Source organism: Arthrobacter sp. KNU40 (genome assembly GCF_051515115.1).
Lineage (GTDB): Bacteria > Actinomycetota > Actinomycetes > Actinomycetales > Micrococcaceae > Arthrobacter.
In genome coordinates this window covers 1,444,717-1,470,612 of sequence record NZ_CP195850.1, presented here as the reverse complement: position 1 = coordinate 1,470,612, position 25,896 = coordinate 1,444,717, and the positions used below count along the sequence as shown (strand labels likewise).

General features: G+C 65.0%; 25 protein-coding genes. 7 read left to right on the top strand and 18 right to left on the bottom strand.

The window, feature by feature from the left end; all coding sequences use genetic code 11:
- Positions 1–110: 110 nt before the first annotated feature.
- From infB to rimP, 4 genes are all read right to left on the bottom strand, one after another.
- Positions 111–2,951, bottom strand: coding sequence for a translation initiation factor IF-2 (infB, locus tag ACSKT0_RS06915; RefSeq protein ID WP_437773094.1), 2,841 nt, complete (start codon positions 2,949–2,951; stop codon positions 111–113).
- A 152-nt stretch (positions 2,952–3,103) separates the two neighbouring features.
- Positions 3,104–3,445, bottom strand: a complete 342-nt coding sequence (locus ACSKT0_RS06910) for a YlxR family protein (RefSeq protein WP_437773093.1) — start codon at positions 3,443–3,445, stop codon at positions 3,104–3,106.
- 223 nt (positions 3,446–3,668) lie between these two features.
- Entirely contained in the window at positions 3,669–4,649 is a 981-nt protein-coding gene (gene nusA / locus ACSKT0_RS06905) for a transcription termination factor NusA (protein WP_236816636.1), read from the bottom strand.
- Complete coding sequence (gene rimP, locus ACSKT0_RS06900) at positions 4,649–5,272, bottom strand: ribosome maturation factor RimP (RefSeq protein WP_437773092.1); 624 nt, start codon at positions 5,270–5,272, stop codon at positions 4,649–4,651. The genes nusA and rimP overlap by 1 nt, the downstream gene beginning before the upstream one ends.
- Positions 5,273–5,439: 167 nt before the next feature.
- On the opposite strand from rimP, the gene ACSKT0_RS06895 reads away from it, so the two are divergent.
- The 3 genes from ACSKT0_RS06895 to ACSKT0_RS06885 are packed head-to-tail and all read left to right on the top strand — an operon-like array spanning position 5,440 to position 8,279.
- The gene (locus tag ACSKT0_RS06895; protein ID WP_437773091.1) at positions 5,440–6,441 is read left to right on the top strand and encodes a DUF4439 domain-containing protein; all 1,002 of its coding nucleotides are present in this window, start codon (positions 5,440–5,442) and stop codon (positions 6,439–6,441) included.
- A 51-nt stretch (positions 6,442–6,492) separates the two neighbouring features.
- The gene (locus tag ACSKT0_RS06890; protein ID WP_437773090.1) at positions 6,493–7,221 is read left to right on the top strand and encodes a VIT1/CCC1 transporter family protein; all 729 of its coding nucleotides are present in this window, start codon (positions 6,493–6,495) and stop codon (positions 7,219–7,221) included.
- A gap of 35 nt (positions 7,222–7,256) precedes the next feature.
- Entirely contained in the window at positions 7,257–8,279 is a 1,023-nt protein-coding gene (locus ACSKT0_RS06885; protein WP_437773089.1) for an aminoglycoside phosphotransferase family protein, read from the top strand.
- A 32-nt stretch (positions 8,280–8,311) separates the two neighbouring features.
- On the opposite strand, the gene ACSKT0_RS06880 is transcribed toward ACSKT0_RS06885, so the two are convergent.
- The 4 genes from ACSKT0_RS06880 to ACSKT0_RS06865 all read right to left on the bottom strand — a co-directional run bounded on the left by ACSKT0_RS06880 (position 8,312) and on the right by ACSKT0_RS06865 (position 12,819).
- Complete coding sequence (locus tag ACSKT0_RS06880) at positions 8,312–9,697, bottom strand: pyridoxal phosphate-dependent decarboxylase family protein (RefSeq protein ID WP_437773088.1); 1,386 nt, start codon at positions 9,695–9,697, stop codon at positions 8,312–8,314.
- A 56-nt stretch (positions 9,698–9,753) separates the two neighbouring features.
- A complete protein-coding gene (locus ACSKT0_RS06875) occupies positions 9,754–10,551 on the bottom strand; it encodes a sulfite exporter TauE/SafE family protein (RefSeq protein ID WP_437773087.1) in 798 nt (265 codons plus the stop codon).
- Positions 10,548–12,359, bottom strand: coding sequence for a proline--tRNA ligase (locus ACSKT0_RS06870; protein WP_437773086.1), 1,812 nt, complete (start codon positions 12,357–12,359; stop codon positions 10,548–10,550). Before ACSKT0_RS06870 ends, ACSKT0_RS06875 begins: the two co-directional genes overlap by 4 nt.
- Positions 12,360–12,594: 235 nt before the next feature.
- Positions 12,595–12,819, bottom strand: a complete 225-nt coding sequence (locus tag ACSKT0_RS06865) for a hypothetical protein (protein ID WP_437773085.1) — start codon at positions 12,817–12,819, stop codon at positions 12,595–12,597.
- Between the two features lie 299 nt (positions 12,820–13,118).
- Between ACSKT0_RS06865 and ACSKT0_RS06860 the strand changes: the two genes are divergently transcribed.
- The 3 genes from ACSKT0_RS06860 to ACSKT0_RS06850 are packed head-to-tail and all read left to right on the top strand — an operon-like array spanning position 13,119 to position 15,285.
- Positions 13,119–13,919 carry an ABC transporter ATP-binding protein gene (locus ACSKT0_RS06860; RefSeq protein WP_437773984.1) on the top strand — a complete coding sequence of 267 codons (801 nt, stop codon included), beginning with the start codon at positions 13,119–13,121 and terminating at the stop codon, positions 13,917–13,919.
- Between the two features lie 8 nt (positions 13,920–13,927).
- Complete coding sequence (locus ACSKT0_RS06855) at positions 13,928–14,671, top strand: ABC transporter permease (protein ID WP_437773084.1); 744 nt, start codon at positions 13,928–13,930, stop codon at positions 14,669–14,671.
- Positions 14,668–15,285 carry a TetR/AcrR family transcriptional regulator gene (locus tag ACSKT0_RS06850; RefSeq protein ID WP_437773083.1) on the top strand — a complete coding sequence of 206 codons (618 nt, stop codon included), beginning with the start codon at positions 14,668–14,670 and terminating at the stop codon, positions 15,283–15,285. The genes ACSKT0_RS06855 and ACSKT0_RS06850 overlap by 4 nt, the downstream gene beginning before the upstream one ends.
- 63 nt (positions 15,286–15,348) lie before the next feature.
- On the opposite strand, the gene ACSKT0_RS06845 is transcribed toward ACSKT0_RS06850, so the two are convergent.
- From ACSKT0_RS06845 to dxr, 5 genes are all read right to left on the bottom strand, one after another.
- The gene (locus ACSKT0_RS06845) at positions 15,349–16,236 is read right to left on the bottom strand and encodes a GNAT family N-acetyltransferase (protein WP_437773983.1); all 888 of its coding nucleotides are present in this window, start codon (positions 16,234–16,236) and stop codon (positions 15,349–15,351) included.
- A complete protein-coding gene (ispG, locus tag ACSKT0_RS06840; RefSeq protein WP_236816619.1) occupies positions 16,199–17,365 on the bottom strand; it encodes a flavodoxin-dependent (E)-4-hydroxy-3-methylbut-2-enyl-diphosphate synthase in 1,167 nt (388 codons plus the stop codon). The genes ACSKT0_RS06845 and ispG overlap by 38 nt, the downstream gene beginning before the upstream one ends.
- Before the next feature lie 66 nt (positions 17,366–17,431).
- Positions 17,432–17,725 (bottom strand): YciI family protein, encoded by a 294-nt coding sequence (locus ACSKT0_RS06835; RefSeq protein WP_236816616.1) that lies wholly within the window; start codon positions 17,723–17,725, stop codon positions 17,432–17,434.
- A gap of 32 nt (positions 17,726–17,757) precedes the next feature.
- The gene (locus ACSKT0_RS06830; protein ID WP_437773082.1) at positions 17,758–19,089 is read right to left on the bottom strand and encodes a M50 family metallopeptidase; all 1,332 of its coding nucleotides are present in this window, start codon (positions 19,087–19,089) and stop codon (positions 17,758–17,760) included.
- A 17-nt stretch (positions 19,090–19,106) separates the two neighbouring features.
- Positions 19,107–20,291: a 1-deoxy-D-xylulose-5-phosphate reductoisomerase gene (gene dxr, locus ACSKT0_RS06825; RefSeq protein ID WP_437773081.1), complete on the bottom strand. Its 1,185-nt coding sequence runs from the start codon at positions 20,289–20,291 to the stop codon at positions 19,107–19,109.
- Between the two features lie 38 nt (positions 20,292–20,329).
- Between dxr and ACSKT0_RS06820 the strand changes: the two genes are divergently transcribed.
- The gene (locus ACSKT0_RS06820; RefSeq protein ID WP_437773080.1) at positions 20,330–21,796 is read left to right on the top strand and encodes a lipase maturation factor family protein; all 1,467 of its coding nucleotides are present in this window, start codon (positions 20,330–20,332) and stop codon (positions 21,794–21,796) included.
- Positions 21,797–21,800: 4 nt separating this feature from the next.
- On the opposite strand, the gene ACSKT0_RS06815 is transcribed toward ACSKT0_RS06820, so the two are convergent.
- Genes ACSKT0_RS06815 through ACSKT0_RS06795 form a run of 5 tightly spaced genes read right to left on the bottom strand, consistent with a single transcriptional unit; the run spans position 21,801 to position 25,896 of the window.
- Positions 21,801–22,637, bottom strand: a complete 837-nt coding sequence (locus ACSKT0_RS06815; RefSeq protein WP_437773079.1) for an HpcH/HpaI aldolase/citrate lyase family protein — start codon at positions 22,635–22,637, stop codon at positions 21,801–21,803.
- Positions 22,634–23,167 (bottom strand): MaoC family dehydratase, encoded by a 534-nt coding sequence (locus ACSKT0_RS06810; protein ID WP_437773078.1) that lies wholly within the window; start codon positions 23,165–23,167, stop codon positions 22,634–22,636. Before ACSKT0_RS06810 ends, ACSKT0_RS06815 begins: the two co-directional genes overlap by 4 nt.
- Positions 23,164–23,916, bottom strand: coding sequence for a CoA transferase subunit B (locus ACSKT0_RS06805; RefSeq protein WP_437773077.1), 753 nt, complete (start codon positions 23,914–23,916; stop codon positions 23,164–23,166). The genes ACSKT0_RS06810 and ACSKT0_RS06805 overlap by 4 nt, the downstream gene beginning before the upstream one ends.
- Before the next feature lie 2 nt (positions 23,917–23,918).
- Positions 23,919–24,701: a CoA transferase subunit A gene (locus tag ACSKT0_RS06800; protein ID WP_437773076.1), complete on the bottom strand. Its 783-nt coding sequence runs from the start codon at positions 24,699–24,701 to the stop codon at positions 23,919–23,921.
- 19 nt (positions 24,702–24,720) lie between these two features.
- Complete coding sequence (locus ACSKT0_RS06795; RefSeq protein WP_437773075.1) at positions 24,721–25,896, bottom strand: acyl-CoA dehydrogenase family protein; 1,176 nt, start codon at positions 25,894–25,896, stop codon at positions 24,721–24,723.

Here is a 25,896-nt window from a genome sequence, read left to right as displayed (position 1 = left end):
AGCTGGGCGGCAAAGGATCGCAGATCCTTTGCCGCCCAGCGTAGGGGCGGGGCCCCCATATCGGCGGAACGGGCCGGGGCCGCCCGAGAGCAGCACCGGCCTGCGACACTTTAGACGCGCGGCTTTTCGCGCATCTCGAAGGTCTCGATGATGTCACCTTCGTTGATGTCGTTGTACGAGCCAAGACCGATACCACACTCGAAGTCCGTGCGGACCTCGGTGGCGTCGTCCTTGAAGCGCTTGAGCGTCTCAACGGTGAGGTTGTCGCCGATGACCTTGCCATCGCGGCTGACGCGTGCCTTCGTGTTACGGCGGATGATGCCCGAGCGCACGATGGAACCGGCGATGTTTCCGAACTTGGAAGAACGGAAGACTTCGCGGACCTCGGCGGTACCGAGCTGGACTTCCTCGTACTCCGGCTTGAGCATGCCCTTGAGGGCCAGCTCGATGTCATCGATTGCCGAGTAGATGACGGAGTAGAAGCGCATGTCCACGCCTTCACGATCGGCAAGGTCGGCCACGCGCTCGGCGGGCTTGACGTTGAAGCCGATGATGATGGCGTTGTCCACCGTGGCGAGGTTGACGTCGTTCTGCGTGATGGCACCCACACCGCGGTGGATGACGCGCAGTTGAACGTCTTCGTCGCCGACGTCGATCTTGAGCAGTGCGTCTTCGAGGGCTTCAACGGCACCGGAAACGTCACCCTTGAGGATGAGGTTGAGGGTGTCGATCTTGCCCGCGGCAACTGCCTGGTCGAAGTCTTCCAGGCTGATGCGCTTGCGACGCTTGGCCAGTGCCGCGTTGCGGTCGGCTGCTTCACGCTTTTCAGCGATCTGGCGGGCCGTACGCTCGTCAGAGGTCACTAGGAAGGTGTCACCTGCACGCGGAACGTTGGACAGACCCAGGACCTGGACCGGACGGGACGGAAGCGCGACGTCGAGGGCGTTGCCGTCTTCGTCGAACATGGCACGGACGCGGCCGTGGGCCGTACCCGCCACGATCGTGTCACCAACGGCCAGGGTACCGGACTGGACCAGGACGGTGGCCACGGAACCGCGGCCCTTGTCCAGGTTCGCTTCGATGGCAATGCCTCGAGCATCCTTGTCCGGGTTGGCGCGCAGGTCCAAAGCGGCGTCTGCGGTCAGCAGGACGGCGTCGATCAGTTCGTCGATGTTGATGTTCTGGCGGGCAGAAACCTCAACGAACATGGTGTCGCCACCGTATTCTTCGGGAACCAGACCGTACTCGGTGAGCTGGCCCTTGACCTTGTCCGGGTTCGCACCTTCCTTGTCGATCTTGTTGACCGCGACGACGATCGGCACGTTGGCCGCTTGTGCGTGGTTGAGTGCTTCCACCGTCTGCGGCATGACGCCGTCGTCGGCTGCGACAACCAGGATGGCGATGTCGGTGACCTTGGCACCACGTGCACGCATGGCGGTGAACGCCTCGTGACCGGGGGTGTCAATGAAGGTGATGTCGCGCGGAGTGCCTTCGTGGATGTGGCTGATCTGGTAGGCACCGATGTGCTGCGTGATGCCGCCGTGTTCGCCGGCAACCACGTTGGTCTTCCGGATGGCGTCGAGCAGTCGGGTCTTACCGTGGTCAACGTGACCCATGACGGTGACAACCGGGGGACGCGGTTCGAGGACGTCGTCGCCTTCGGCTTCCAGCTCGGCATCGAGGTCAATGTCGAAGGAGTCGAGGAGCTCGCGCTCTTCGTCTTCCGGCGAAACTACCTGGATCTTGTAGCCGAGTTCAACACCGAGCAGGCCGAAGGTGTCTTCGTCCAGCGACTGCGTAGCCGTTGCCATTTCACCGAGGTGGAACAGTACGGTCACCAGTGCGGCGGGGTTCGCCTCGATCTTGTCGGCGAAGTCCGTAATGGACGAGCCACGACGGAGCCGGACTACGGTGTTGCCGTCGCCGCGGGGTACGGATACGCCGCCCAGCGACGGAGCACTCATCTGCTCCAGTTCCTGACGCTTTGCACGCTTCGACTTGCGCTGCTTGCCGCGTCCTGCGCCACCCTTACCGAAGGCACCTTGGGTACCTCCGCGTCCGCGGCCACCCTTGCCGAAGCCTCCGCCGGCGGGAGCTCCGCCACCGGTGCCTGCGCCAGGAGCGCCACCCGGACGGCCGGGGCCGCCGCCACCGGGACGGCCAGCGCCACCGGGACGGCCTGCGCCACCGGGAGCGGGACGCTCGGTACGGTTGGGCATCATGCCCGGGGTAGGACGGTTTCCTGCGGGGCCACCTGCGGGACGCGGAGCGCCCGGACGGGGAGCACCGGGACGCGGAGCGCCCGGACGCGGACCACCGGAACCGGCTGCGGGGCGGGGACCGCCTGCGCCGGCCGCGGGACGCGGACCGCCGGGACGTTCGCCGTCAGTGCGGCCACCGGAACGGGGCATGCCCTGCGATGTTGCGAAGGGGTTGTTGCCCGGACGGGGAGGACGCTCGCCGTCGCCACGGCCGCGGGGCATGCCCTGCGAGGTCGCGAACGGGTTGTTGCCCGGACGGGGGCCGCCCGGCCGCGGTGCCTGGCTGCCCGGACGTGCCGGGGCAGGGGCTTCGGCCTTGGGTGCCGGACGGGCACCCGGCTTGGCGGAAATAGGACTTGCAGCAGCTGCGGGAGCCGCAGGTGCCGCCGGGGCGGGGGTCTCAGCCTTGGGGGCGGGAACCGGAGCCTTGGGCGCAGCGGGGCCCGGAGCCGGGCGGGATGCTGCGGGTGCGGCAGGTGCCGCGGGGGCTGCAACGCGAGGTGCTGCCGGGGCAGCGGCCTTTGCAGCGCCGGCACCCGGGTAGGCGTCGCGAAGCTTCTTCACGACCGGTGCCTCAATTGTTGAAGAGGCGGAGCGAACGAATTCGCCCAATTCCTGCAGTTTCGTCACTGCATCTTTGGAAGTAATACCGAGCTCTTTGGCGAGCTCATGTACGCGGACCTTGGCCACATTTCTCCTGTCTCGGTCCGCACCGAGCCAGGCACGAACCGTCTAATTCTTACTGCGGGCCCCTGCCGCGAACGCGGCGGATAGGCCCTGTGCAGAGCGCAACAAAGTTGTCATCGTTGCGCACTCATCGCTGGGAACTCATCGGGTTTCCATCAGTTTTCTGACCCGCTTTCAGGTTTGGACGGTTTTCCTGCTTTCACTTCAGTGTCCGCAGGGGGTATGACTGCCGCCAGGTAGCTTTCGACGGCGGTGACTTCACTTGCGCCCGCGAGGGCCCTTGCGAAAGCACGCCGTTTGCTTGCCAGCGTCAGGCATGTAGTGCTGGGGTGCAGCCACGCACCCCGGCCAGCCATCCGGCGTCGTTCATCCACCAGGACGACGGGTGACCCGCCGCCTTCGGCGACAAGCCGGATCAACTCGCTCCGCTTGCCTTGTTTCCGGCATCCGATGCAGGTGCGCACAGGCTGGTGCCTGGTGTGAAGCAGTTCAGTCACTGGGTGTATCAACCTGCCTCAGTGTCTTTACCTGTCTTCTGCGGTTCTGCTTTGCTCGGCGCCCGCCCTTGCCTTGCCGGGGTTATCGCCCCGTAAGTCGCGAGCACGCCAAAGCGCACGGATACCGGGCATAGGCCCGGTTCCATCTATTCTAAGCCCCCGAGGGCCCGGCCACCGAATCCACAAGGTGCGCGGATCCGGGGCTGGGCGCCATGTGGTCTGTTTAGTTGCCCTTGGCCGGAGCGGCATCAGAGACGATGTCGATCCGCCAGCCGGTCAGCTTGGCTGCGAGCCGGGCGTTCTGGCCTTCCTTGCCGATGGCGAGGGACAGCTGGTAGTCGGGAACAACCACCCGGGCGGAGCGCGTGGCTTCGTCGGTGATCGTGACGGAATTCACGCGCGACGGCGACAGGGAGTTGGCGATGAAGGTCGCCGGGTCTTCGCTGAAGTCGACGATGTCGATCTTTTCGTCGTTGAGTTCGGTCATGACTGCGCGGACGCGGGAGCCCATTTCACCAATGCAAGCACCCTTGGCGTTGATGCCGGGAGTGTTGGCTTTGACGGCCATCTTGGTCCGGTGTCCGGCTTCGCGGGCCAGTGCCACGATCTCGACCGAACGGTCCGCGATCTCCGGGACTTCCAGCTCGAAAAGCTTCCGGACGAGGCCCGGGTGTGAGCGCGACAGCGTGATTGAGGGTCCCTTGGCGCCGCGGTGGACGTCCACCACGAACGCACGCAGGCGGTTGCCGTGGGTGTACTTCTCCCCCGGAACCTGCTCGGGCGGCGGCAGCAGCGCTTCCACGGAACCGAGGTTCACCTGGATCATGTGCGGGTTGTTGCCCTGCTGGATCAGGCCGGCGACGAGTTCGCCTTCACGGCCCTTGAATTCGCCGAGGACGTTGTCGTCCTCGACGTCGCGCAGGCGCTGCAGGATGATCTGCCGTGCGGTGCTCGCCGCAATGCGGCCAAATCCCGCAGGAGTGTCCTCGAACTCGCCGATGGCTTCGCCGTCGTCGTCGATTTCCGTGGCCCAAATGGTCACGTGCCCGCTCTTGCGGTCCAGCTCTGCACGGGCCTTTTCGAAAGCGCCCGGCGTCTTGTGGTAAGCCACCAGGAGCGCCTGCTCGATGGTGGGAATCAGGAGGTCCAGCGGGATTTCACGCTCACGCTCCAGGAGTCTCAGCGCACTCATGTCAATATCCATTAGGCCTCCTCGGAAGGTCCGTTGTACTCGTCTTCCAGCACGGCCTCGTTGAGGTGGCTGAACTCTATCTCGACTTTTCCTTGGCGGATCCTGTCGAAAGGAATTTTCACGGGTTCGCCCTGCTTGGGCTTCATGCCCTTCTTGACCTCTTGCTCGGGAACCAGGGTGACGCCGGCGTCGTCGACGGACTGGATACGCCCGGTCAGGTTCTCTCCCTGGATCACGTTGACCTTGACCATGCGCCCGCGGGCCCGGTGCCAGTGGCGGGGCTCCGTCAGGGGCCGGCCGACGCCGGGCGAGGAGACCTCGAGGTCGTAAGGCCGGCCGTCGGTGCGGGGATCGTTGTCCAGGATGTCCGAAAGGGCCCTGGAGATTTCCGCGATGACGTCAAGGCTGACGCCGCCGGTTTCCTCCTGGGGCAGGTCGATGACCACGTGGACAACCCGGTGCGAACCGGCAACCTGGATGGCAACATCCTCAAGATAGAGCCGGCTCGCCAGGACGGCAGGCGCCAGAAGGGCCTTCAGCCTGCTCTCCTCGGGGTTGCGGACCTCGTGTTGCGCTGGACTCGTAGGATCCGTTCCAGCCTGGTCTGTTGAAGTCGTGGCTTCCGAATGACTCACTGGCCAGCCGCCTCCCGATAGATGATGTTGTGACTACTAGCTTAACGACATTTACGGCGGCGTGGTGCACGGGGACTCCTTGCCGGAGACGCAAGTTGTCCGCGGGCGTGACACCATAGTCTGTTGTGAACCACGAGACTGTTGAGAAACCACGGAGCCATGGCTGGATGAGGGCCATCCTGCTGGCATTCCTCGCAGTCCTCGTCCTAGGAGTCGGCGCCGTGCTTGTCCCGCGGGACGCCCCAAGGCCCCCAGCGGTGCCGTTTTCCGAAACCGCCCGTTCCGAAGCGCTCTCTTCGGCCGGGACGCTCCTGGGCAGCGCATCGCTCCTGGAGAGCACGGACACTGTGATATTGCTGACAAGCCAGACGCAAGCGCTGCTGCAACCTTCCGGCTCTTCGGGATCGAATACCTCCACGGCTTCCCCAAGCCCCGGTGCCACCCAGGAGCGCCCAACGCGGGCCGGCTTTGTCTCCGCGCTCGCCTTGAGCGCTTCCCGTCGCTTGGCGGACGCCGCGGACGCCGACGGCGGCATGGCACGGCTGCTTGCCGCCGTCGGGACCGCCCAGTTGCTTGAGTCATCACGGCTGGCCGCGACCTGGGGGTTGCCGCTACCGGCGACCCCGGCCGGGGTGAGTTCCGCCCCGACGCCGCCCCCCAGCTGCACTGCCTCCCCGGGCACGTCGACGGCACCGCCACACGGAACGGCGCCCACCAAGGCCGATCTGCCCGCAGCCCTTGCCGCCGTCGTCAGCTCCGAACAGGAGGCGATCTATGCCTACCAAGTGGCCCTGACCAAGCTGGACGCGAAGGCATCGGCGACGGCAGCCACCTGGTTGGCGCGCCATCAGGAGCTGCTCCGGGGAGCGGAGGCCCAGGGCCGGCTGCACTGCATCGCGACACCGCCACGGGAGGCCGGCTATCGCCTGCCTGCCACTTTCGCCGCCAAACCCGCACTCGCGCTGGGAAGCATGGAAGCCAGCTCGCTGACTGCCTATGCCGACCTCGTGGCATTGTCAGAGGGCGAGACGCGGCAGTGGGCTATAGACGGACTTGTCGACGCCGCCAAACGCAGCCAGGCCTGGGGAACTCCGGTTGGCCCGTTCGCCGGACTGTCGATCGACAGCACGGCACTCCCCCCGCTGCCGGACAGCAGTCCGGCTCCATAGGAAAGCCTTTCTTTGCTGGCGGCAGCAGTCTTCAGGTGCTTGGCTTGTACCATGGCTTCCATCGAAACTGCAGCCCTGCATGAGAACGAACCACACGCCAACGACCTCGCCCACCGGCTCAACTGGCTTCGGGCAGGCGTCCTTGGCGCCAATGACGGAATCGTCTCCGTCGCCGCCATCGTGGTGGGCGTCGCCGGCGCCACGACGAACACCGGAGCCATCCTCACTGCGGGAGCCGCCGGACTCGTGGGTGGCGCGGTGTCCATGGCACTCGGCGAGTACGTATCCGTCAGCAGCCAGAGCGACAGCCAAAAGGCGCTCATCGAGAAGGAACGGCGGGAACTCGCCGAGGAACCCGAAGAAGAGCTGGCCGAATTGACTGCGATCTACGAGGCCAAGGGCCTGCGGCCTGAAACCGCGCGGAAAGTCGCTGCGGAGTTGACGGAGCACGACGCCTTGGCCGCTCACCTTTCGGCCGAATTGAACATCGACCAGGACGACATCGTCAGCCCGTGGCATGCGGCCTTCGCGTCCGCCATTGCCTTCACCCTCGGCGCGGTGCTGCCCATGCTCGCGATTCTGCTCCCGCCCCCGGGGCTGCGTGTCCCGCTGACCTTCATTTCCGTGCTGCTCGCGCTCGCAATCACCGGAGCCATAGGAGCATGGATCGGCGGCAGCTCGAAGACCCGCGCCGCCGTGCGCGTCGTCATCGGCGGAGCCCTTGCGCTTGCCGCGACGTTCTTCATCGGAAGCCTCTTGGGCTCCTCCGGAGTGGTCTGAACCGCTCCCGGACCGGCTTGGGTAGGCTGACAGTGATGACTACCTTCGTTTCCATCCCTGGCGACCTCCAGGCACGCTACTCCCGCACAGCGGAGGGGCGGGCGTGGCTCTCGGGGCTGCCCGGGCTGATCGATGCCAGCCTGGAACGCTGGAAGCTGTCGGTTGACCTGGAGCCCGGCGCGGAACCATGGAACGGCCACGGCGGCATCGTCATTCCGGTCCTCTACAACGGCGGCCGTTCGGTGCTCAAGATAGCGTTCCCGCACGAGGAAGCCCTCGTTGAACGGCATGCGCTGGCCCTTTGGGGCGGTACCGGGGCCGTCAAGCTGCTCGACGCCGATGCGGCCTCCTGCACGATGCTCCTGGAGCGGCTCGACTCCGTCAGCTGGCTGCAGGGCGCCCCGATGGAAGAAGCCCGCGACGTCTGGGGATCGCTCGTGAAGGAACTCAGCATCGAACCGGACGAGCGGCCCGAATGGAAAGAGTTCGAGCACATCGCGGCCCGAGCCGAGCGCTGGAGCGATGAGTTGCCCGCCGACTGGGAGCAACTTGGCCAGCCCTTCCCCCGATGGCTCCTCGAAGCCGCGTTGGAGGTGTGCCAGACCCGGGGCGCTGTTGGGCGCCGGGCAGGCCGGGACGTCCTGGTGCATTGCGACCTGCACTTCATGAACATCCTTCCGCACCTCAATGGCGCTGCGTCCATCGGAGAACGCGCATACGTGGCGATCGATCCGCAACCGAAGATCGGAGAGGCGGAATTCGCCGTCGCACCGATCTTGTGGAACCGTATCCGCGACCTCTCCACGACGGCTCCGGAAGTTGCCCTTCTGGAGCGCTGCGCGGATTTCAGCAGCGCGGCCGGCTTGGACGGCGAAGCGGCCCGGGAATGGAGCCTGGTCCGCGAGGTCGAAAACGCCCTGTGGTATGCCGGGAAACCGCGGCATGAGGGCGATCTGGCACGCTCGTTGTGGGTGGCCAGCACCCTCGCAGGACGGCCCCTGGACGGGCTGCCCGCCGCGCACGATCTGCCCGAACCCGGACTTGCCGCCTCGAACTAGCTTCGGGGCGCCGAGTTGTCCGGACGCCCGGCCTAGCCGGTGGCCTTCAGCGCATCTTTGATCGCCTGCACCGCGATATCCAGATCGGCCGAATCCGTTGACCAGTTGGTCACCGAAACACGCAGGATATCCCTGCCCCGCCAGCGCGAACCGGACATCCAGACCCTCCCGTCGGCCATAATGAAGTCCGTCACGGCCCGGGTCCTCTCGTCTGAACCGAAAGCCAGGGACAACTGTGTGAACACCACATCGTTGAGGACTTCCACGCCGGGCACTTCGGCGAGCCGCCGGGCCAGTTCCGCGGCACACTCCGCACGTCCCGCGACAAGCTCCCGCACGCCATCGGCGCCCAGGGAACGCAAGGCCGCCCACACCGGCACTCCCCTGGCGCGGCGGGACAACTCGGGCACTTTCTCCATGGGGTCGCCGGGGCCGTGGTCGTCCTGCATGAGGTATTCGGCGTGCATGCCGACGGCGGACCGCAGGGCTGCGACGTCACGAACCACCACGATTCCTGCGTCGTACGGCACGTTGAGGGTCTTGTGGGCATCGGTTCCCCACGAATCGGCCAACTCGACGCCCTCGACCAGATGACGCAGTCCCGGCACCGCCGCCGCCCATAAGCCGAAAGCCCCGTCAACGTGGACCCACGCTCCGTGATCCTTCGCAGCCGGAATCGCCTCGAGGAACGGATCGAAGGCGCCGGAATGCAGGTTCCCGGCCTGGAGACACACGATTGCCGGACCGGAACCGGATTCCAACGCGGCCCGCAGCGCGTCGGGATTGATCGTGCCTTGATGGTCCGCTGCGACAACTTCGGGTGCGCCGAAGCCCAGGAAGCGCAGTGCCATATCCAGGCTCTCGTGCCGCTCGGCTCCGACCAGGACTCGCAGTTTCGGGGCGCCTTGGAGTCCCCCGGCGTTGACATCCCACCCGACTTTGGACAGTTGGCGCCATCGGGCCGCCGCCAGGGCCGTGAAGTTGGCCATGCTGGCGCCTGTCGCGAATCCGACGTCGGAGCCAGCAGGCAGGCCGAGCAACTCGAGGAGCCATCGCCCGGCGGCCTCTTCGATCCCGGCCGTGGCGGGTGTGGCGAAACGCAGCCCGGAGTTCTGGTCCCATGCGGAAACCATCCAGTCCGCGGCCATCCCGGCCGGCACCGTACCGCCGATGACCCAACCGAAGAAGCGCCCCGATTGCATGGCCATCAGCCCGGGCTCGGCGTGTTCGGCGAGGAAATCTATGACCGAGACCGGGTCCAGTCCGCTGGCCGGCAACGGTCCGCCGAAGACCGCCGTGATGTCATCCGCCGCGGTATTTGGCCGTACCGGCCGCCCAGGCAAGGCCCTCAACCACTCCCGGGTGTGTTCCCACGCACGTTCGAGTGCCCGTTCATAGTCGCCGGAATCGACCCACATGAGTGCATGCTACGCCCGCGGGTTCGCTCCGGCCATCGCCGGCGGCAACCGGAACACTACTTGGCGAAGTAGTCGTTCCAGACGTCCACGCCGAGTTTGATGATCAACGCGCCGACGACGATCAGGAACACGATCCGTACAAAGCCACTGCCTTGTTTCACTGCGGTCCGCGCGCCCAGGTAGCCGCCTGCCATGTTGGACAGGCCCAGCACGGCGCCAACGCCCCACAGCAGCGATCCGTGCGGCAGGAAGAAGAACAGGGCACCGGCGTTCGTGGCCATGTTGACGATCTTCGCCTTGGCGCTGGCCTCCAGGAAGGCATAGCCCATGGCGGAGACGAGGGCGATCACCAGGAACGAGCCTGTTCCGGGACCAATCAGGCCGTCGTAGAACCCGATCACGGCACCGATGGCGCAGGCCACCACGTAGTGAGTGTGGCCGTCGTGACGCAGGGCGGTCAGCTCGCCCGCATTGGGCCTCAGCGCGGTGAAGAGCGCGACGGCGATCAGCGCCACCACGATGATGGGTTTGAACACGCTTGCAGGAAGGTTGGCGGCCAGGACGGCTCCGCCGAAACTGCCCGCGAGGGCAATCACCGCCATCGGTATGGCCGTCTTGAGGTCAGGACCAACCCGGCGGTAGTAAGTGACAGCGCTGGTTGTCGTCCCGAAGATGGAGCCCATTTTGTTGGTGGCCAGTGCCTGGACCGGGGTGATCCCCGGAACCAGGAGCAAGGCGGGGAGCTGGATCAGTCCCCCGCCACCCACCACTGCATCAATCCAGCCGGCGGCGAATCCAGCCACCACGATCATGATGAGCGTGGTGAGCTGGACCGACTCGAAGCCGGAGATCACTTCTGGCGTACGGCGTTGACCACATAGTCGGCAGCCTTCTCGACTGCCACGTTTTCGGCCTCACCGGTGCGACGGTCCTTGATCTCCACAACACCGTCTACCAAGCCGCGGCCGATTGCCACGATGGTGGGGACGCCCACGAGTTCGGCGTCACCGAACTTCACACCCGGGGAAACCTTGGGGCGGTCGTCGTAAATCACGTCGAGGCCGGCCGCCTCGAGTTCGGCGGAAAGCTTCTCGGCTGCCGCGAAGATTTCCTCGCCACGTCCGACGGCCACCACGTGGACATCCGCGGGGGCCACGGAGCGCGGCCAGATCAAGCCACGGTCGTCGTTGTTGGCCTCGGCCAAGGCGGCCACGGCACGTGTCACGCCGACGCCGTACGAGCCCATGGTGACCACGACCTGCTTGCCGTTCTGGTCAAGGACCTTCAGGTCGAGGGCCTCGGCATACTTGCGGCCGAGCTGGAAGATGTGGCCCATTTCGATGCCGCGGGCAGTCTCCAAGGGACCGGAGCCATCCGGGGCTTCGTCTCCCGCGCGGACCTCGGTGCATTCAATGACGCCGTCCCAGGTGAAATCGCGCCCGGCTACTAGACCGAAGACATGCTTGCCGTCTTCGTTCGCTCCGGTGACCCAGCTGGTGCCCGAGACAACCCGGGGGTCAACAAGGAAGAGCAACTTGGACGTGCCTTCGAGCCCGAGAACGGCCTCGCCGAGGACCAGTCCGGGGCCGATGTAGCCCTTGACGAGTTCCGGGATCTTCTTGAGGTCTTCCTCGTTGGCCGCTTCGAGCCCGATCTCCCCGGCAATGGGCAGGAATGAACCGACGTTGGCTTCGACGCGCTTGAGGTCCACCGCGCGATCACCGGGAACGCCGATGACCACGATCTGGCGCTCGCCAGTGGGCAGCGTGACGGCGAGGACCACATTCTTGAGGGTGTCGGCGGCAGTCCAGGCGCCGCCGTCGGAATCGCTGCGCGGGGCGAGCTGGTTGGCAGCCGCCACGAGGGTGTCGATCGTGGGCGTGTCCGGGGTGTCCAGGACACGCGCGGGAGGCGCGTTGCTGAAGTCGATCTCGGCCGGTGCCACGGTGGTCACGGCTTCGACGTTGGCGGCGTAGCCGCCTGCCGAGCGCACGAAGGTGTCCTCGCCGATCTCGGTGGGGTACAGGAATTCCTCGCTCTTGGATCCGCCCATGGCGCCTGCCGTGGCGGCAACGGGGATGACCTCAAGGCCAAGGCGCCCGAAGATTTTCAGGTACGCGGCGCGGTGGGCCGCGTAGCTCGCGTCCAGGCCGGCGTCGTCGACGTCGAACGAGTAGGAGTCCTTCATGATGAATTCGCGGCCGCGGAGGAGGCCTGCCCGGGGGCGTGCTTCGTCGCGGTACTTGTTCTGGATCTGGTACAGGCTCAGCGGCAGGTCCTTGTACGAGGAGTACAGGTCCTTGACCAGGAGGGTGAACATTTCCTCGTGCGTGGGGGCGAGAAGGTAATCGGCACCCTTGCGGTCCTGGAGGCGGAACAGCCCCTCGCCGTACTCGGTCCAGCGGTTGGTGGCCTCGTAGGGTTCCCGGGGCAGCAGCGCCGGGAAATGGACTTCCTGGGCGCCGATGGCGGCCATTTCCTCGCGGATGATCTGCTCGACCTTGCGCAGGACGCTCAATCCCAAAGGCAGCCACGTGTAGATGCCAGGCGCGGCACGGCGGATGTAGCCCGCGCGGACCAGGAGTCTATGGCTTGCGACTTCGGCGTCGACGGGATCTTCACGCAAGGTGCGCAGGAACAGCTGGGAGAGGCGAAGGACCACGGGTCAGAATCCGTTTCTATGGCAAGAGCTGGCAAAAACTACTGTGTACCAATCTACCGGCTTGCGGCCGGGGAACCTGCCGGGGCCCATCCCCCGGGTTCCTCCCGAGGACGGCACCCACCAAACGAAGATGAGCCACGCCATGGTGCGAGGAAGCCCCTGGCCGCTGGGCGGCTGGTCATCCTGCCATGGCGTGGCTCAGCGGCTGGTCGGCCGCGGGCGTTGTCTTCGAGGCTTAGTCGGATTTGCCTTCCAGGGCAACCAGAACGCCCGCGACTGCGAAGAACTTGTTGCTACCGAGTTCACGAATGGTTTTGATTCCCAGGGCTTCCTCCAATTTCGCAGCGGTCGCATCAGTTACACCTGCAAGCGCTGCCGGAGATGCGTCGAGAATCTCCTTAAGCGACTTGTCTTCAAATGCTTTGTCGAGTGCCTTCGAAAGATCAACGCTTACAGACATTGTTTGTGTTTCCTCTCTGAAACCATCCGCGCCCGAACGACACGGCTGGTCCGAACATATGTGATCGCGGACACAATATTCAAGGGCTTGGACTTATCAATATTTGTAGGCCCTGGCCCTGGCCCGGGCAACGACCAACGCGGGGTCACTTAGCGCCCATCCGGAGGTCCGACATGGGCCGTAAGTGACCCCGCGTTGCAGAACGAAGGGCCGGATCCGTCCTCGCGGCCCACAGTTGACGCCAGCCGGTGTCGGACTTACCTTTTATTCATCACCTGATGAATAAAACGGAGGCCGCGATGTCCCACAGCCCAGCGGGAAGTCCCGCACCAGGCACGTCCCCTGCGCCCCCGGCGGTCACAGCGGAGGGCCTGCACGTCACGCGCGGCCACAAGAAGATCCTGCGCGGCCTGGACTTCGCCATGCAGCCTGGGCGCATCACGGGCCTGCTGGGACCCTCCGGGAGCGGCAAGACAACCCTCATGCGCTGCATCGTAGGAGTCCAGCGACTGACAGCCGGCAGCGTGGAAGTCTTGGGCCGTCCGGCGGGTACGCCGTCATTGCGGCACGACGTCGGATACGTCACCCAGGCGCCGAGCGTCTACACGGACCTGAGCGTCGAGGCGAACGTCAGGTATTTCGGAGCCATGCACGGCGTCTCGGCGGCCGACACTGCGGAGGCGATTACCGCCGTCGGGCTCGAATCACTGGCACGGCGGAAGACAGCAGACCTTTCCGGTGGTGAGTTCAGCCGGGTTTCGCTGGCCTGCGCGCTCGTCTCCCATCCGAAGCTGCTGGTCCTCGACGAACCGACGGTTGGCTTGGATCCGGTACTGCGTGCCGAGCTGTGGGAACGGTTCGCCGCGATGGCCGAATCGGGCACCACCTTGCTGGTGTCCAGCCACGTCATGGAAGAGGCCTCGCACTGTTCCTCGTTGCTCCTGCTCCGCGACGGCTTGCTGCTGGCGCAGCTCAGTCCGGCGGAACTCAGCGAACGGGGACACAGCAACGATCTGGAACAGGCCTTCCTGCACATCATCCAGGAAACGAGCGCCACCTCGCACCGCCGGGGTGCAAATGAAAGCCAGGTGGCGTCATGAATCCACGGATGATGTTTGCCACCACCAGGCGGGTCCTGGAACAACTGCGTCACGACCACCGCAGCGTCGCGCTCATCATGGTGGTTCCCGCCCTGCTGCTCACGGGCGTCTACTATCTGTTCGAGAACGAGACTCTGCCTCCCGGATTCCCCCGGACCTTTGACCGTGTGGGACTCATGATGCTGGCCATTTTCCCGTTTGTGGTGATGTTCCTGGTCACGTCGATCACGATGTTGCGCGAAAGGACGTCGGGGACGTTGGAACGGCTCCTCACCACCCCCATCCACAAAGCCGATCTCCTGTTCGGCTACGCGTTGGCTTTCTCCATCATGGCTGCCCTGCAATCCCTTGTGGCAACGGCCGTGGCCTACTGGATCTTCAATCTGGATATCAAGGGCGGTCCTGGTTACGTCGTGATGATCGCCGTCATCAACGCAGTGCTGGGTGTCGCGCTTGGCCTCTTGTGCTCAGCCTTTGCGCGGACCGAGTTCCAGGCGGTGCAGTTCATGCCGGTAGTGGTGATACCGCAGATCCTGTTGTGTGGACTCTTCGTGGCCCGGGACCACATGAACAGCCTCCTGGAGAGCATCTCCAATGTGCTGCCACTGACGTTTTCGGTCGATGCGCTCCAGCAGATCGCCGACAACGCCGAGGCGACGCAGGCCATGTGGCAGGATGCCGGGCTCATGGCGGCGATCGTGGTGGGAGTTTTGGTCCTGGCCTCATTCACCCTCCGACGGCGGACCTCGTGAGCGGCGCCTTGCCTCCCGTGCGGCGGGGACGCCGCAGCGGCGGGAGCGACTCCCGCGAACTGATCCTGGCCACAGCGCGCCGGCTCTTCGCCGAGCACGGTTTCGACGGCACGAGCCTGCGGCAAGTGGCCCGCGAAGCCGAAATGGACCCGGCCATGGTCCACCACTTCTTCAAGGGCAAGGACGAACTCTTCGCCCAGAGCATCGAGCTTCCGGCGGATCCCGACGAGGTCCTTGCAGGCGTCGAATCGTTGGATCCGTCGCAACGCTCGGAGGCAATCGTCCGCGCTGTGTTGCGGCTGTGGGAAAGCCCGGCACAACACGGCCTTGTCGCGTTCGTCAGGGGCACGATCGGTTCCAAGGCCAAAACCGCCTTGCTACGCGAGATGGTGGCGAGGACGATCCTTTCCAGGATCACCGCGGGTCTTCCTGGCTCCCCCGAAGAAGCGAAAATGCGCGGCAACCTCGTTGCCACGCAAATGGTTGGGCTCATGCTGATGCGCTACGTGGTCCGGCTGGAACCGTTGGCTTCAGCATCCCAAGAGGAAGTAGTCCGGCTCGTGGCACCGAACGTCCAGCACTACCTCACGGGCGAACTCACCCCGCCCAACTGACTCGCATTTGTTGTCGTTATGAGCCCTCAAAACGACAACTACTGCGAGTTAGTTGGGTGAGCTCTAGTACAGAACCGTGGCGAAGGTTCCGAGGCGTTGGAAACCGACCCGTTCGTACGTGGCGCGCGCCCGGGTGTTGTATTCGTTGACGTAGAGGCTCGTGATCGGGGCGAATTGTTGGGCGAGGACAACCACTCCCGCCATGTACCCTGCGCTGAGTCCTTGGCCGCGGAACTCGGGGTTCATCCAGACGCCCTGGACCTGGGTGGCGTGCGTCGTGACCGCCCCGAGTTCGGCTTTGAACTTGACGGTCCCCCCGGCGTCGATGTGCACCAAGGAATGGCCTTGCCGGATCAGTCCGGCCACCCTGCGGCTGTAGAAGTCCTCGCTCCCGAGAAAGGGCGAATAGCCCACTTCCTCTTCGAACATGGCTGCGCAGGCGGGCAGGATCCGGTCGAAGTCCGCGATGTTTCCGAAGCCGAGCTGTGGATTGGGTTCGACGGCGGGTGGTCCCGAGATCGCCAAAAGCGGCTGGTCGGCACGCACCTCGTGGGCGAAATGGCCCAATTGCTCCAAGCGGGAATGGAGCGCCAGCACGGTCCCGGCGGGCCCGAAGATCGAGGCGTAGCGACGTCCGGCCCGGTGTGCAACGGCCGCAACGCGGGAAGCCAACTCGGGATCCAGCTGCACCGGAACCAGGTTGGCGCCGGCCCAGCAGGCACCCACCAGGGCGTCGCCGTCGAACACTCCAAAGACGCTCGCGCCGCCGGAAGTGGGTGCGGCGCTCCCCGACGAATCGAGGTGCGCCAAAATGAAGACGTTCGCTACAGGGTCTTCCATCGCGAGCGCGCGAAGGGCCCGGGTGTCGGCAGCGCCGAGCACCCGGACCGAAATCCCATCGGCGGCTGCCTCGTTACGAGACGCTAACCACGGGGCTACCCTTGACAGCATCTTCGCCATCGGCCTCCCCCATCTCTTCGGCGATACGCATGGCCTCTTCGATCAGTGTCTCAACAATCTGGCTCTCGGGGACAGTCTTAATGACTTCGCCCTTCACGAAGATCTGGCCTTTGCCGTTTCCGGAGGCCACACCGAGATCCGCTTCACGTGCCTCACCCGGGCCGTTCACCACGCAACCCATGACGGCGACGCGCAGCGGAATCTCCATTCCTTCGAGCCCGGCCGTGACCTGCTCAGCGAGTGTGTAGACGTCCACCTGCGCGCGTCCGCAAGAAGGGCAGGAGACGATTTCGAGCTTGCGGGGGCGCAGGTTGAGGGACTGCAGGATCTGGTTGCCGACCTTGATTTCCTCAACAGGCGGGGCGGAAAGGGACACGCGGATGGTGTCGCCGATGCCCCGGGACAGAAGCGCTCCGAAGGCCGTCGCGGACTTGATGGTGCCCTGGAAGGCCGGCCCGGCCTCGGTCACGCCAAGGTGCAGCGGCCAGTCGCCCTTTTCGGCAAGCATCTCGTAGGCCGCCACCATGATGACGGGGTCGTTGTGCTTGACGGAGATCTTGAAATCATTGAAGCCGTGTTCCTCGAACAACGAAGCTTCCCACACGGCCGATTCCACGAGGGCTTCCGGGGTGGCCTTGCCGTACTTCTTCAGGATGCCGGGCTCCAGGGAGCCAGCGTTGATGCCGATCCGGATGGACGTGCCGTGGTCCTTGGCGGCCTTGGCGATTTCCTTCACCTGGTCGTCGAACTTGCGGATGTTGCCCGGATTGACGCGCACAGCGGCGCAACCGGCTTCGATCGCGGCGAAGACGTACTTCGGCTGGAAGTGGATATCCGCGATCACCGGAATCTGGGACTTGCGGGCGATGATCGGCAGCGCCTCGGCGTCATCCGCAGAAGGGCAGGCGACACGCACGATGTCACAGCCGGACGCCGTCAGCTCCGCGATTTGCTGCAGCGTGGCGTTGATGTCCGTGGTGGGGGTTGTGGTCATCGATTGCACGCTGATGGGCGAATCGGAGCCGACGCCGACCGAACCCACCTTGATCTGGCGGGTCTTGCGGCGGGGCGCGAGAACGGGGGGCGGGGCTGACGGCATTCCCAGGCTGACCGAGGTCACGTGGACTCCTTGGGTTGAAATGGGTGGATCGTAGGGCCGGGGTCAGGACCCCGGCCGTTCATGCTGCTAGGAAGCGTGGGCGGCAAGCATTCCGATAATCGGGTTCCACTCCGAGGTCCGGATGCCTGCAATCCCCCGGACGGCGGCGAACGGATCCTCCTTCAGCGTGGCGTTCAGCTCGGACTCATCTGCGGCCTCAAGCAGCAACAGCGCACCCGCGCCATCGGTGTATGGGCCGCTCGCCAGCAGGGTTCCCTGCTCGGCGAGGCTGGCGAGCCAGGCGCGGTGGGCAGGGCGGTTCGCGTCGCGCACCTCGGCGGACTCGGCGTCGTACACGTACTCAACAGCGAAAACAGTCATATGGATAGCCTATCCCCCCAGCCCAATCCGGATCAGCCGAAGAGGTTGACGGGCTTGACGATGTCCGCGTAGATCAGCAAAGCGCTCATGGCCATAAGGACACTCGCCACGACGTAAGTAAGCGGCAAGAGCTTGGCGATGTCGAAGGCGCCTGGATCCGGTTTGCCGAAGAGCTTCGCGATTCGACGCCGGGCTCCTTCGTAGAGCGCGCCCGCCACGTGTCCGCCGTCGAGCGGCAAGAGCGGAACCAGGTTGAACACGGCGAGGGCGAAGTTCAGGCCGGCGAGGAGTCCCACGAGGGCGCTGACGCGCGATTGCAGCGGAACTTGATCCATGGCAGCCACTTCACCGGCTACCCGGCCGACGCCCACCACGCTGATGGGGCCATTGGGATCGCGCGGTTCGGAGCCGAAGGCCGCTTGCGCCACGCCGACCACCCTCGCAGGCAGGTTGAGGATGACTCCGGCGATCTGCTTGATGTTCTCCCCGGCCATCGGAAGAACGGTCGACGCCGGTTGGGGAACCATGGCGGTCTGCGCGCCGATGCCCAGGAACCCGACTTCCTCGTACAACGGCTTGCCGTCCGCGCCCTTGGCCTGCTGGCCGTTGTCGCCAATGACGGGGCGCGCAGAGAGCACGGGGGTAACTTGCGTGGTGACGCTCTTGCCGCCACGGTCCACCGTGATTTGCACGGCCTTCCCGGCGGATGCCCGGATCCAGCCGCTCATTTCAGCCCAGCTCGTCACCGGCTTGCCGTCAAAGCTGGTGACGACGTCGTTGGGCTGCAGCTTGGCGACCGCGGCCGGGGTCAGTTGGCAGTTCGGCGAGTTCGGATCGACGGTCTCGCCTGCCTTGACCTGGCACTTGGACACTTCGGCAATCGTGGTGGTGGCCGTGGACACTCCGAAGCCCATGAGCAGCACCGCGGTCAGCACCAAGCCGATGAGGAGGTTCATGGCCGGCCCGCCCAGCATGATGATGACCTTTTTCCAGACCGGCAGCCTGTAGAAGACCCTGTTCTCGTCCCCGGGGCCCACTTCCTCGTGCGCCGCGGACCGGGCCTCGGTGGCAAGGGTCTGGAACATGCCTGTGCTCGACGGCCTGACGCTGCCATCTTCCTTGTTGGGCGGATACATGCCGATCATGGCGACGTAACCGCCCAGCGGAATGGCCTTGACGCCGTACTCGGTCTCGCCTTTCCGCGTGGACCACAGGGTGGGTCCGAACCCGATCATGTATTTCGTGACGCGCACCTTGAACAGCTTGGCGGGAAGCAAGTGCCCCACCTCGTGCAGCGCAATGGAGACGGCCACGCCGATAGCGACGAAGACGACTCCGAGAATGAACAAAATGACGGGATTCATGCCTTAAGTACTGCTTCCTAAAGGGTGCTGTTGGCTAAACGATCGTGGGTGCGCGTGCGTGCCCACCTCTCAGCATCCAACACAGAGTCAACCGTCAGCTCCAAGGATCCTGAATGTTCGCTGAGGACGGACTCCACAGTGTCCACGATCTCGGTGAAGCGGATCCTCCCGGCGTGGAAGGCTTCCACCGCCTCCTCGTTGGCCGCGTTGAAGACGGCCGGAAAGGTGCTCCCTTGCTTCGCGGCGTCCTTGGCCAGTTCCACGGCCGGGAAGGCCACCGAGTTAAGGGGCTCGAACGTCCAACTGGTGGCCTGGCTCCAGTCGCAGGCCTTGGCGGCGCGGGGCACGCGGTCCGGCCACCCGAGTCCAAGGGCAATGGGCAGCCGCATGTCAGGGGGAGAGGCCTGGGCAATGATGGAGCCGTCCACGAACTCCACCATCGAGTGCACCACGGATTGCGGGTGCACCACGACGTCGATCCTGTCCAAGGGAACATCGAAGAGCAGGTGCGCTTCGATGACCTCGAGGCCTTTGTTGACCAGGCTGGCCGAGTTGGTGGTGACCATGGGGCCCATGTCCCACGTGGGGTGGGCGAGCGCCTCGGCCGGAGTGACGTCGCGGAGTTGCTCGCGGCTGCGGCCCCGGAATGGTCCGCCGGAAGCCGTCAGGATGAGTTTCTCGACCTCTTTGTCGGTTCCCGCGCGGAGGCATTGGGCGATGGCGGAATGCTCGGAATCCACGGGCACGATCTGGCCGACGGCTGCCGCGGCCTTCACGAGTGCCCCGCCGACGATGAGGGATTCCTTGTTCGCCAACGCCAGGATGGCGCCGGACTTGAGGGCTGCCAGCGTCGGCGCCAACCCGATGGATCCCGTGATGCCGTTGAGCACGACGTCCGCTTCGATCGCGGCAATCTTGGTGGACGCATCCGGTCCCGTGATGATCGCCGGATCATAGTTCCGGAGCCCGGCGGCGGAAGCGGCCTCGCTGATGAGTTTCTGGAGTTCGTGGGCGTCGCCATAGGCGATCCCCACCGCTTGGGCCTTGGTGTGGACTGCCTGCTGCGCGATGAGTTCCAGGTTCCCGCCGCCCGCGCTCAGCGCCACGACCTCGAAGAGATGGGGGGCGGCGTCGACGACGTCAATCGCTTGGGTGCCGATGGAACCAGTGGACCCGAGGAGGATGATCTTGCGCGGCTGCATTGCTTAAGTATCCCGCACCCCAGGCGTAGCGTTGTTTTGTGGACTGGGTCTCGTGGTTCGAGGCGCCGGACTATGAATTCGCCCGGCAGGTGCTCCAGCGTGGCACGGCCGCGCTCTATTTCATCGCGTTCCTGTCCAGCCTCAACCAGTTTCCCGCGCTCCTTGGCGAACACGGGCTCCTGCCTGTCCCGAGGTACGTGGACGGACACCGGGTTTTGCGCAGGCCCAGCCTGTTCCGCTGGAAGTATTCGGACACTCTGCTCCGTGCCGTTTGCGCCGCCGGGCTTGCCGTTTCCCTTACGCTCGTGGGCGGGCTGCCGCAACTGGGACCGCCGTGGCTTCCCCTGGCCGCGTTCCTGGCTTTGTGGTTGCTCTACATGTCGATCGTCAACGTCGGCCAGACGTTTTACGGCTTCGGCTGGGAGATGCTGCTGCTCGAAATGGGCTTCACTGTGGGCTTCCTCGGTTCGGAACAGACTCCCCCGCCCAGGACCATCCTGGTCCTGCTTGTGTGGCTGCTGTTCAGGCTGGAATTCGGCGCGGGCATGATCAAGATCCATGGCGGAAGCGAGTGGCGTGATTTAACCGCCCTGTACTACCACCACGAAACGCAGCCCATGCCCGGACCGTTGAGCCGCCAGGCGCATCTCCTACCCAAACCGATGCACCGCATGGAGGTGCTTGGAAACCACTTCGCCCAGCTGGTGGTGCCGTTCTTCCTGTTCGCCCCACAGCCACTGGCCACCATTGCCGCCGGAATTGTCGTGTTCACGCAGCTTTGGCTTGTGGGGACCGGAAACTTCGCGTGGCTCAATTGGTCCGCGATCGTGCTCGCTTTCGCTGCGGTGAGTGACCCGGTCGCCCGCACTGTGCTGCCGTTCATTCCCCAACGGTCGAATCCGGCCGCAGCGGTTCCGCAGACCCCGGTGTGGTGGCTCGCCGTCGTGCTCGCAGTGACGGCGCTCCTTCTGGTGCTCAGCTATTGGCCCGTCCGCAACCTGCTCTCGCGGGAACAGCTCATGAACGCCAGCTTCAACCGATGGCAGTTGGTCAACACCTACGGGGCGTTCGGCACGGTGACGCGGCACCGGGTGGAAATCGTGGTGGAAGGCACCCAGGCCGACGTCCCCGTCGATGAGGCCGATTGGCGCGAATACGGCTTCAAGGGCAAGCCCGGCGACGTCCGACGGCTGCCCCGGCAGTGGGCGCCGTACCACCTGCGCCTCGACTGGTTGATGTGGTTCCTGCCCTTGCGCACGGTGCACGAGGAGTGGTTCTACGCGTTCTTGGGCAAACTGCTCGACGCCGACCGGCCCACTTTGCGCTTGTTGCGCCAGGACCCGTTCGACGGCGCCCGGCCGCGTTGGGTACGGGCGCGCAGCTTCCTGTATCGCTTCGCCACGAGGGCCGAGTTCCGCGAGACGGGTCATCGCTGGATCCGGATGGAGCTCTACGACGTCATCGCCCCGTTGTCGCTGCCGAAGCAACGACGGCGCGGTCAATAGCCCTTCAGGACAGCCGGGCCCTGAGCAGCGTGGATTCGGCGTGTTTCAAGATGGGACCATCCACCATTTTGCCTTTGTATTGGAACACACCGGTTCCGGCTGCGGCCGCAGCTTCAAGCAGTTCACGGGCTCCTGCGACGGCTTCCGGCGACGGTGCGTAGGCTTCGCGGACAACGGCGACCTGGTTCGGGTGGATGCAGGCCTTGGCACCGAATCCGCTGGCCACGGCGTCGGCGGATTCCGCGGCCAGGCCGGCAAGATCGGGAATGTCGACGTAGACCGAGTCGATGGCTTCCTTGCCTGCGGCTTTGGCGGCCAGCAGCACGGTAGAGCGGGAGTGCGTTGCGACGGCGCGGTAGCCGCCGTCGTCCTTGCGGCTCGAGGTGCCACCCATGGAGGCGATCAGATCCTCGGCGCCCCACATGAGCCCGACGACGTTGGGAGCCTGGGCGATCTCAGCCGCGTTGACGATTCCTTTGGCCGTCTCGCACAGCGCGATGACGTGGTAACCCTCGAGTGCCTTCAGCTGTTCACCGGTCTCGGCCTTGGCCAGCATGACGGTGCGGTAGGGGGTGTGCGCGAGGCAGTGCAGGTCTTTTTCGAAGTCAGGAGTGCCCACTGGATTGACGCGCACGATCGTGCGGCTGGGGTCGAGCTCGGCGGTCTCCCCGCCGGAGCCGAGCTGCGCAAGGATGGCACCCCGGGCCCGCTTCTTGTCTGCGGGCGCGACGGCGTCCTCAAGGTCAAGGATGACGGCGTCGGAACGCTCGGCGGCCTTTTGGTACCGTTCCGGGCGGTCGGCGGGACAGAAAAGCAATGCGGGGCCCATGGTGAAGGTCATGTATTGATTGTCCCCTGTTGCGCCTCCAGATGCGCGTTTCGGGTCCACATGAGGCAGGCCCGCGTTGCCAGCGCCACAACTTTCCCGTCCTGGTTGCGGCCGGTGTGCTTCATGGTCACTACGCCTTGGCCGGGACGCGACGACGACTCCCGTTTCCCGGCGACGACGGTCTCCGTGTAGAGGGTGTCGCCGTGGTACAACGGGTGCGGGAAAGAGACGTCCGTGAGTCCCAGTTGGGCAATGATGGTGCCCTGCGTCAGTTGCGTGACGGACTGTCCCACCATGGTGGATAGGGTGAACATCGAGTTCATGAGCCTCTGTCCGAAGGGCTGCGTGGCGCTCCAGGCCGCGTCCAGGTGCAGGGCTTGGGTGTTCATGGTCAGCGTGGTGAACAGAACGTTGTCCGTTTCGGTGACGGTCCTCCCGGGCCGGTGGGCGTAGACGACGTCTTCCTCGAGTTCCTCGAAGTACAGCCCCCGCTGCTCAACGACACGGGGTTCTGGGATACGGGGTTCGGGAACGCTGGTCATACAGTCAGCTCCTGGTCCTCTTCGAAGAGCTCGACGCCGGTCGCGGCCGCCACGTCCTCGGCGGAGACATTCGGTGCCAGCTCGCGCAGGACGAGCCTCGATGACCCGCCTTCGGAGACGACGTCGATCACGGCGAGGTCGGTGATGATCCGGTCCACGCAGCCTTTCCCCGTGACGGGCAACGAGCATTCCTTGACGATCTTGGGCTTGCCGTTGCGGTCCACGTGCTCCATCATCACAATCACCCGCTTGGCGCCGAAGACGAGGTCCATGGCGCCGCCCATGCCCTTGACCATTTTGCCGGGGATCATCCAATTGGCCAGGTCCCCGTTGGCCGCGACCTCCATGGCTCCCAGCACTGCGACATCCACATGGCCGCCGCGGATCATGCCGAACGACGTTGCCGAGTCAAAGAACGCGGCGCCTGGGTTGACGGTGACCGTTTCCTTGCCGGCGTTGATCAGATCGGGGTCCACGGCGTCCTCGGCCGGGTAGGGGCCGACGCCCAGTATCCCGTTCTCCGAATGCAGGATCACCTCGACCCCCTCGGGGATGTAGTTAGGGATTAGGGTGGGCATTCCGATCCCGAGGTTGACGTATTGCCCGTTGGTGAGTTCACGGGCTACGCGGGCGGCGAGTTCGTTCCGCGTCCAGCCTTTGCCCTCGTGGTGCTCGGCGCCGGCGCGGCGGTACTCGTGCCTGACCGCCTCCGGACGCGGCGGCACATCCTGGGTGATGTTCGATTCCATGGCTAGGCTCCTGCCTGCTGGGTGGGAGACGCCTGGGTCAACGCGACGGTCCGCTTTTCGATGCGCTTCTCGGTGTCGGGTGCCACGACGACCCGCTGGACGAAGATGCCCGGCGTGTGGATATGTTGCGGATCGAGTTCGCCGGGTTCCACAAGCTCTTCGACCTCGGCGATGGTGATCCGGGCAGCCATGGCACACAGCGGGTTGAAGTTCATGGCCGTCGCGTGGAAGACGAGGTTCCCGTGACGGTCGCCCTTCCAGGCGTGGACCAGTCCGAAATCGGGTGTCAGGGATTCCTCCAGGACGTAGTCCGCGCCGTTGAAGGTGCGCACTTCCTTGGGCGAGGACGCGATCGCCACGTTGCCGTCGCCGTCGTACTTTTGCGGAAGGCCGCCTTCCGAGACCTGTGTCCCGACGCCGGCAGCCGTGAAGAACGCCGGGATACCGGCACCGCCGGCGCGCAGTTTCTCGGCCAAGGTGCCCTGCGGGGTGAGGACCACCTCGAGTTCGCCGGCAAGGTACTGCCGCGCGAACTCCTTGTTCTCACCGACATAGGAACTGATGGTCCGGCGGATACGCCCGTCCCTCAGCAGGATGCCCAGGCCCCAGTCGTCCACGCCGCAGTTGTTGCTGACTGTTTCAAGGTCCTTGGTGCCTTGATCGTGGAGCGCATCGATCAGCGCCACCGGGATACCGCACAGGCCGAACCCGCCGACGGCGAGAGAGGCGCCGTCGCGGATGTCCTTCACCGCTTCCGCGGCGCTGGCAACAACTTTGTCGATCATCGTTCACCTTCCCTGACGGTTAAAGGCCCAGCTCGCGGGCGATGAGCATCAACTGGACCTCGGTGGTGCCTTCCCCGACTTCAAGGATCTTGGAGTCGCGGTAGTGGCGTGCCACCGTGAATTCGTTGATGAAGCCATAGCCACCGAACACCTGGGTGGCGTCCCGTGCGTTGTCCATGGCTGCCTCGCCTGCGACCATCTTAGCGATGGCCGCCTCGGTCTTGAACGGCTTGCCCGCGAGCATCCGCGCCGCAGCATCGTAGTAGGCCAGGCGTGCCGTGTGGGCCCGTGCCTGCATGCGGGCGATCTTGAACTGGATGGCCTGGTACTTGCCGATGTTCTGCCCGAACGCGACGCGTTCCTTGGCGTATTTCACGGACAAGTCGACGCAGCCCTGTGCCGCGCCTGTGGCGAGCGCGGCGATGGCGATGCGGCCTTCATCCAGGATCGACAGGAAGTTGGCGTAACCCCGTCCCTGGACGCCGAGCAGGTTCTCTTCCGGCACCCTGACGTTGTTCAGTGTGAGCGGGTGCGTGTCGGAAGCGTTCCAGCCCACCTTGTTGTAGGCCTTTTCCGCGGTGAAACCGGGAGTGTCGGTGGGAACAAGGATGGTGGAGATTTCCTTCTTGATGCTCCCGTCCTTGCGTTCGTGCTGCCCGGTGACGGCGGTGACGGTGACGAGCCGCGTGATGTCGGTCCCGGAGTTGGTGATGAACTCCTTGTTGCCGTTGATGACCCAGCTTTTTGCTTCTCCGACGTCCTCAAGGTGCGCATTCGTCTTGGTGCCTCCGGCGTCCGAACCTGCTTCCGGCTCGGTCAGGCCGAAGCCTGCGAGCGCTTCGGCCGAGGTCAGCTGGGGCAGCCAGTGTTCCTTCTGCGCTTGGGTGCCGAAGCGGTACACCGGCATGGCGCCGAGCGAGACGCCCGCTTCGAGGGTGATGGCGACGGACTGGTCCACTCGGCCGAGCTGTTCCAGCGCGAGGGCGAGCGCGAAGTAGTCTCCGCCCATGCCGCCGAACTCTTCAGGGAAGGGCAGGCCGAAAAGGCCCATCTCACCCATCTGCTTGACCACCTCGTACGGGAAGCTGTGTTCCTCGTCGTGCTTGGTGGACACAGGGGCCACTACCTCGTCGGCGAATTCCCGGACGGAGTCGCTCAGGTCCTGGTATTCCTCGGTGAGTTCAAAACTTGCCAT

Excerpts from the sequence above, each read along its gene's own strand:
- nusA (WP_236816636.1), bottom strand. The coding sequence starts at position 4,649 with ATGGATATTGACATGAGTGCGCTGAGACTCCTGGAGCGTGAGCGTGAA.
- ACSKT0_RS06895 (WP_437773091.1), top strand. The coding sequence starts at position 5,440 with ATGAGGGCCATCCTGCTGGCATTCCTCGCAGTCCTCGTCCTAGGAGTC.
- ACSKT0_RS06890 (WP_437773090.1), top strand. The coding sequence starts at position 6,493 with ATGGCTTCCATCGAAACTGCAGCCCTGCATGAGAACGAACCACACGCC.
- ACSKT0_RS06885 (WP_437773089.1), top strand. The coding sequence starts at position 7,257 with ATGACTACCTTCGTTTCCATCCCTGGCGACCTCCAGGCACGCTACTCC.
- ACSKT0_RS06880 (WP_437773088.1), bottom strand. The coding sequence starts at position 9,697 with ATGTGGGTCGATTCCGGCGACTATGAACGGGCACTCGAACGTGCGTGG.
- ACSKT0_RS06865 (WP_437773085.1), bottom strand. The coding sequence starts at position 12,819 with ATGTCTGTAAGCGTTGATCTTTCGAAGGCACTCGACAAAGCATTTGAA.
- ACSKT0_RS06860 (WP_437773984.1), top strand. The coding sequence starts at position 13,119 with ATGTCCCACAGCCCAGCGGGAAGTCCCGCACCAGGCACGTCCCCTGCG.
- ACSKT0_RS06855 (WP_437773084.1), top strand. The coding sequence starts at position 13,928 with ATGATGTTTGCCACCACCAGGCGGGTCCTGGAACAACTGCGTCACGAC.
- ACSKT0_RS06845 (WP_437773983.1), bottom strand. The coding sequence starts at position 16,236 with ATGCTGTCAAGGGTAGCCCCGTGGTTAGCGTCTCGTAACGAGGCAGCC.
- ACSKT0_RS06835 (WP_236816616.1), bottom strand. The coding sequence starts at position 17,725 with ATGACTGTTTTCGCTGTTGAGTACGTGTACGACGCCGAGTCCGCCGAG.
- ACSKT0_RS06830 (WP_437773082.1), bottom strand. The coding sequence starts at position 19,089 with ATGAATCCCGTCATTTTGTTCATTCTCGGAGTCGTCTTCGTCGCTATC.
- dxr (WP_437773081.1), bottom strand. The coding sequence starts at position 20,291 with ATGCAGCCGCGCAAGATCATCCTCCTCGGGTCCACTGGTTCCATCGGC.
- ACSKT0_RS06815 (WP_437773079.1), bottom strand. The coding sequence starts at position 22,637 with ATGACCTTCACCATGGGCCCCGCATTGCTTTTCTGTCCCGCCGACCGC.
- ACSKT0_RS06810 (WP_437773078.1), bottom strand. The coding sequence starts at position 23,167 with ATGACCAGCGTTCCCGAACCCCGTATCCCAGAACCCCGTGTCGTTGAG.
- ACSKT0_RS06805 (WP_437773077.1), bottom strand. The coding sequence starts at position 23,916 with ATGGAATCGAACATCACCCAGGATGTGCCGCCGCGTCCGGAGGCGGTC.
- ACSKT0_RS06800 (WP_437773076.1), bottom strand. The coding sequence starts at position 24,701 with ATGATCGACAAAGTTGTTGCCAGCGCCGCGGAAGCGGTGAAGGACATC.
- ACSKT0_RS06795 (WP_437773075.1), bottom strand. The coding sequence starts at position 25,896 with ATGGCAAGTTTTGAACTCACCGAGGAATACCAGGACCTGAGCGACTCC.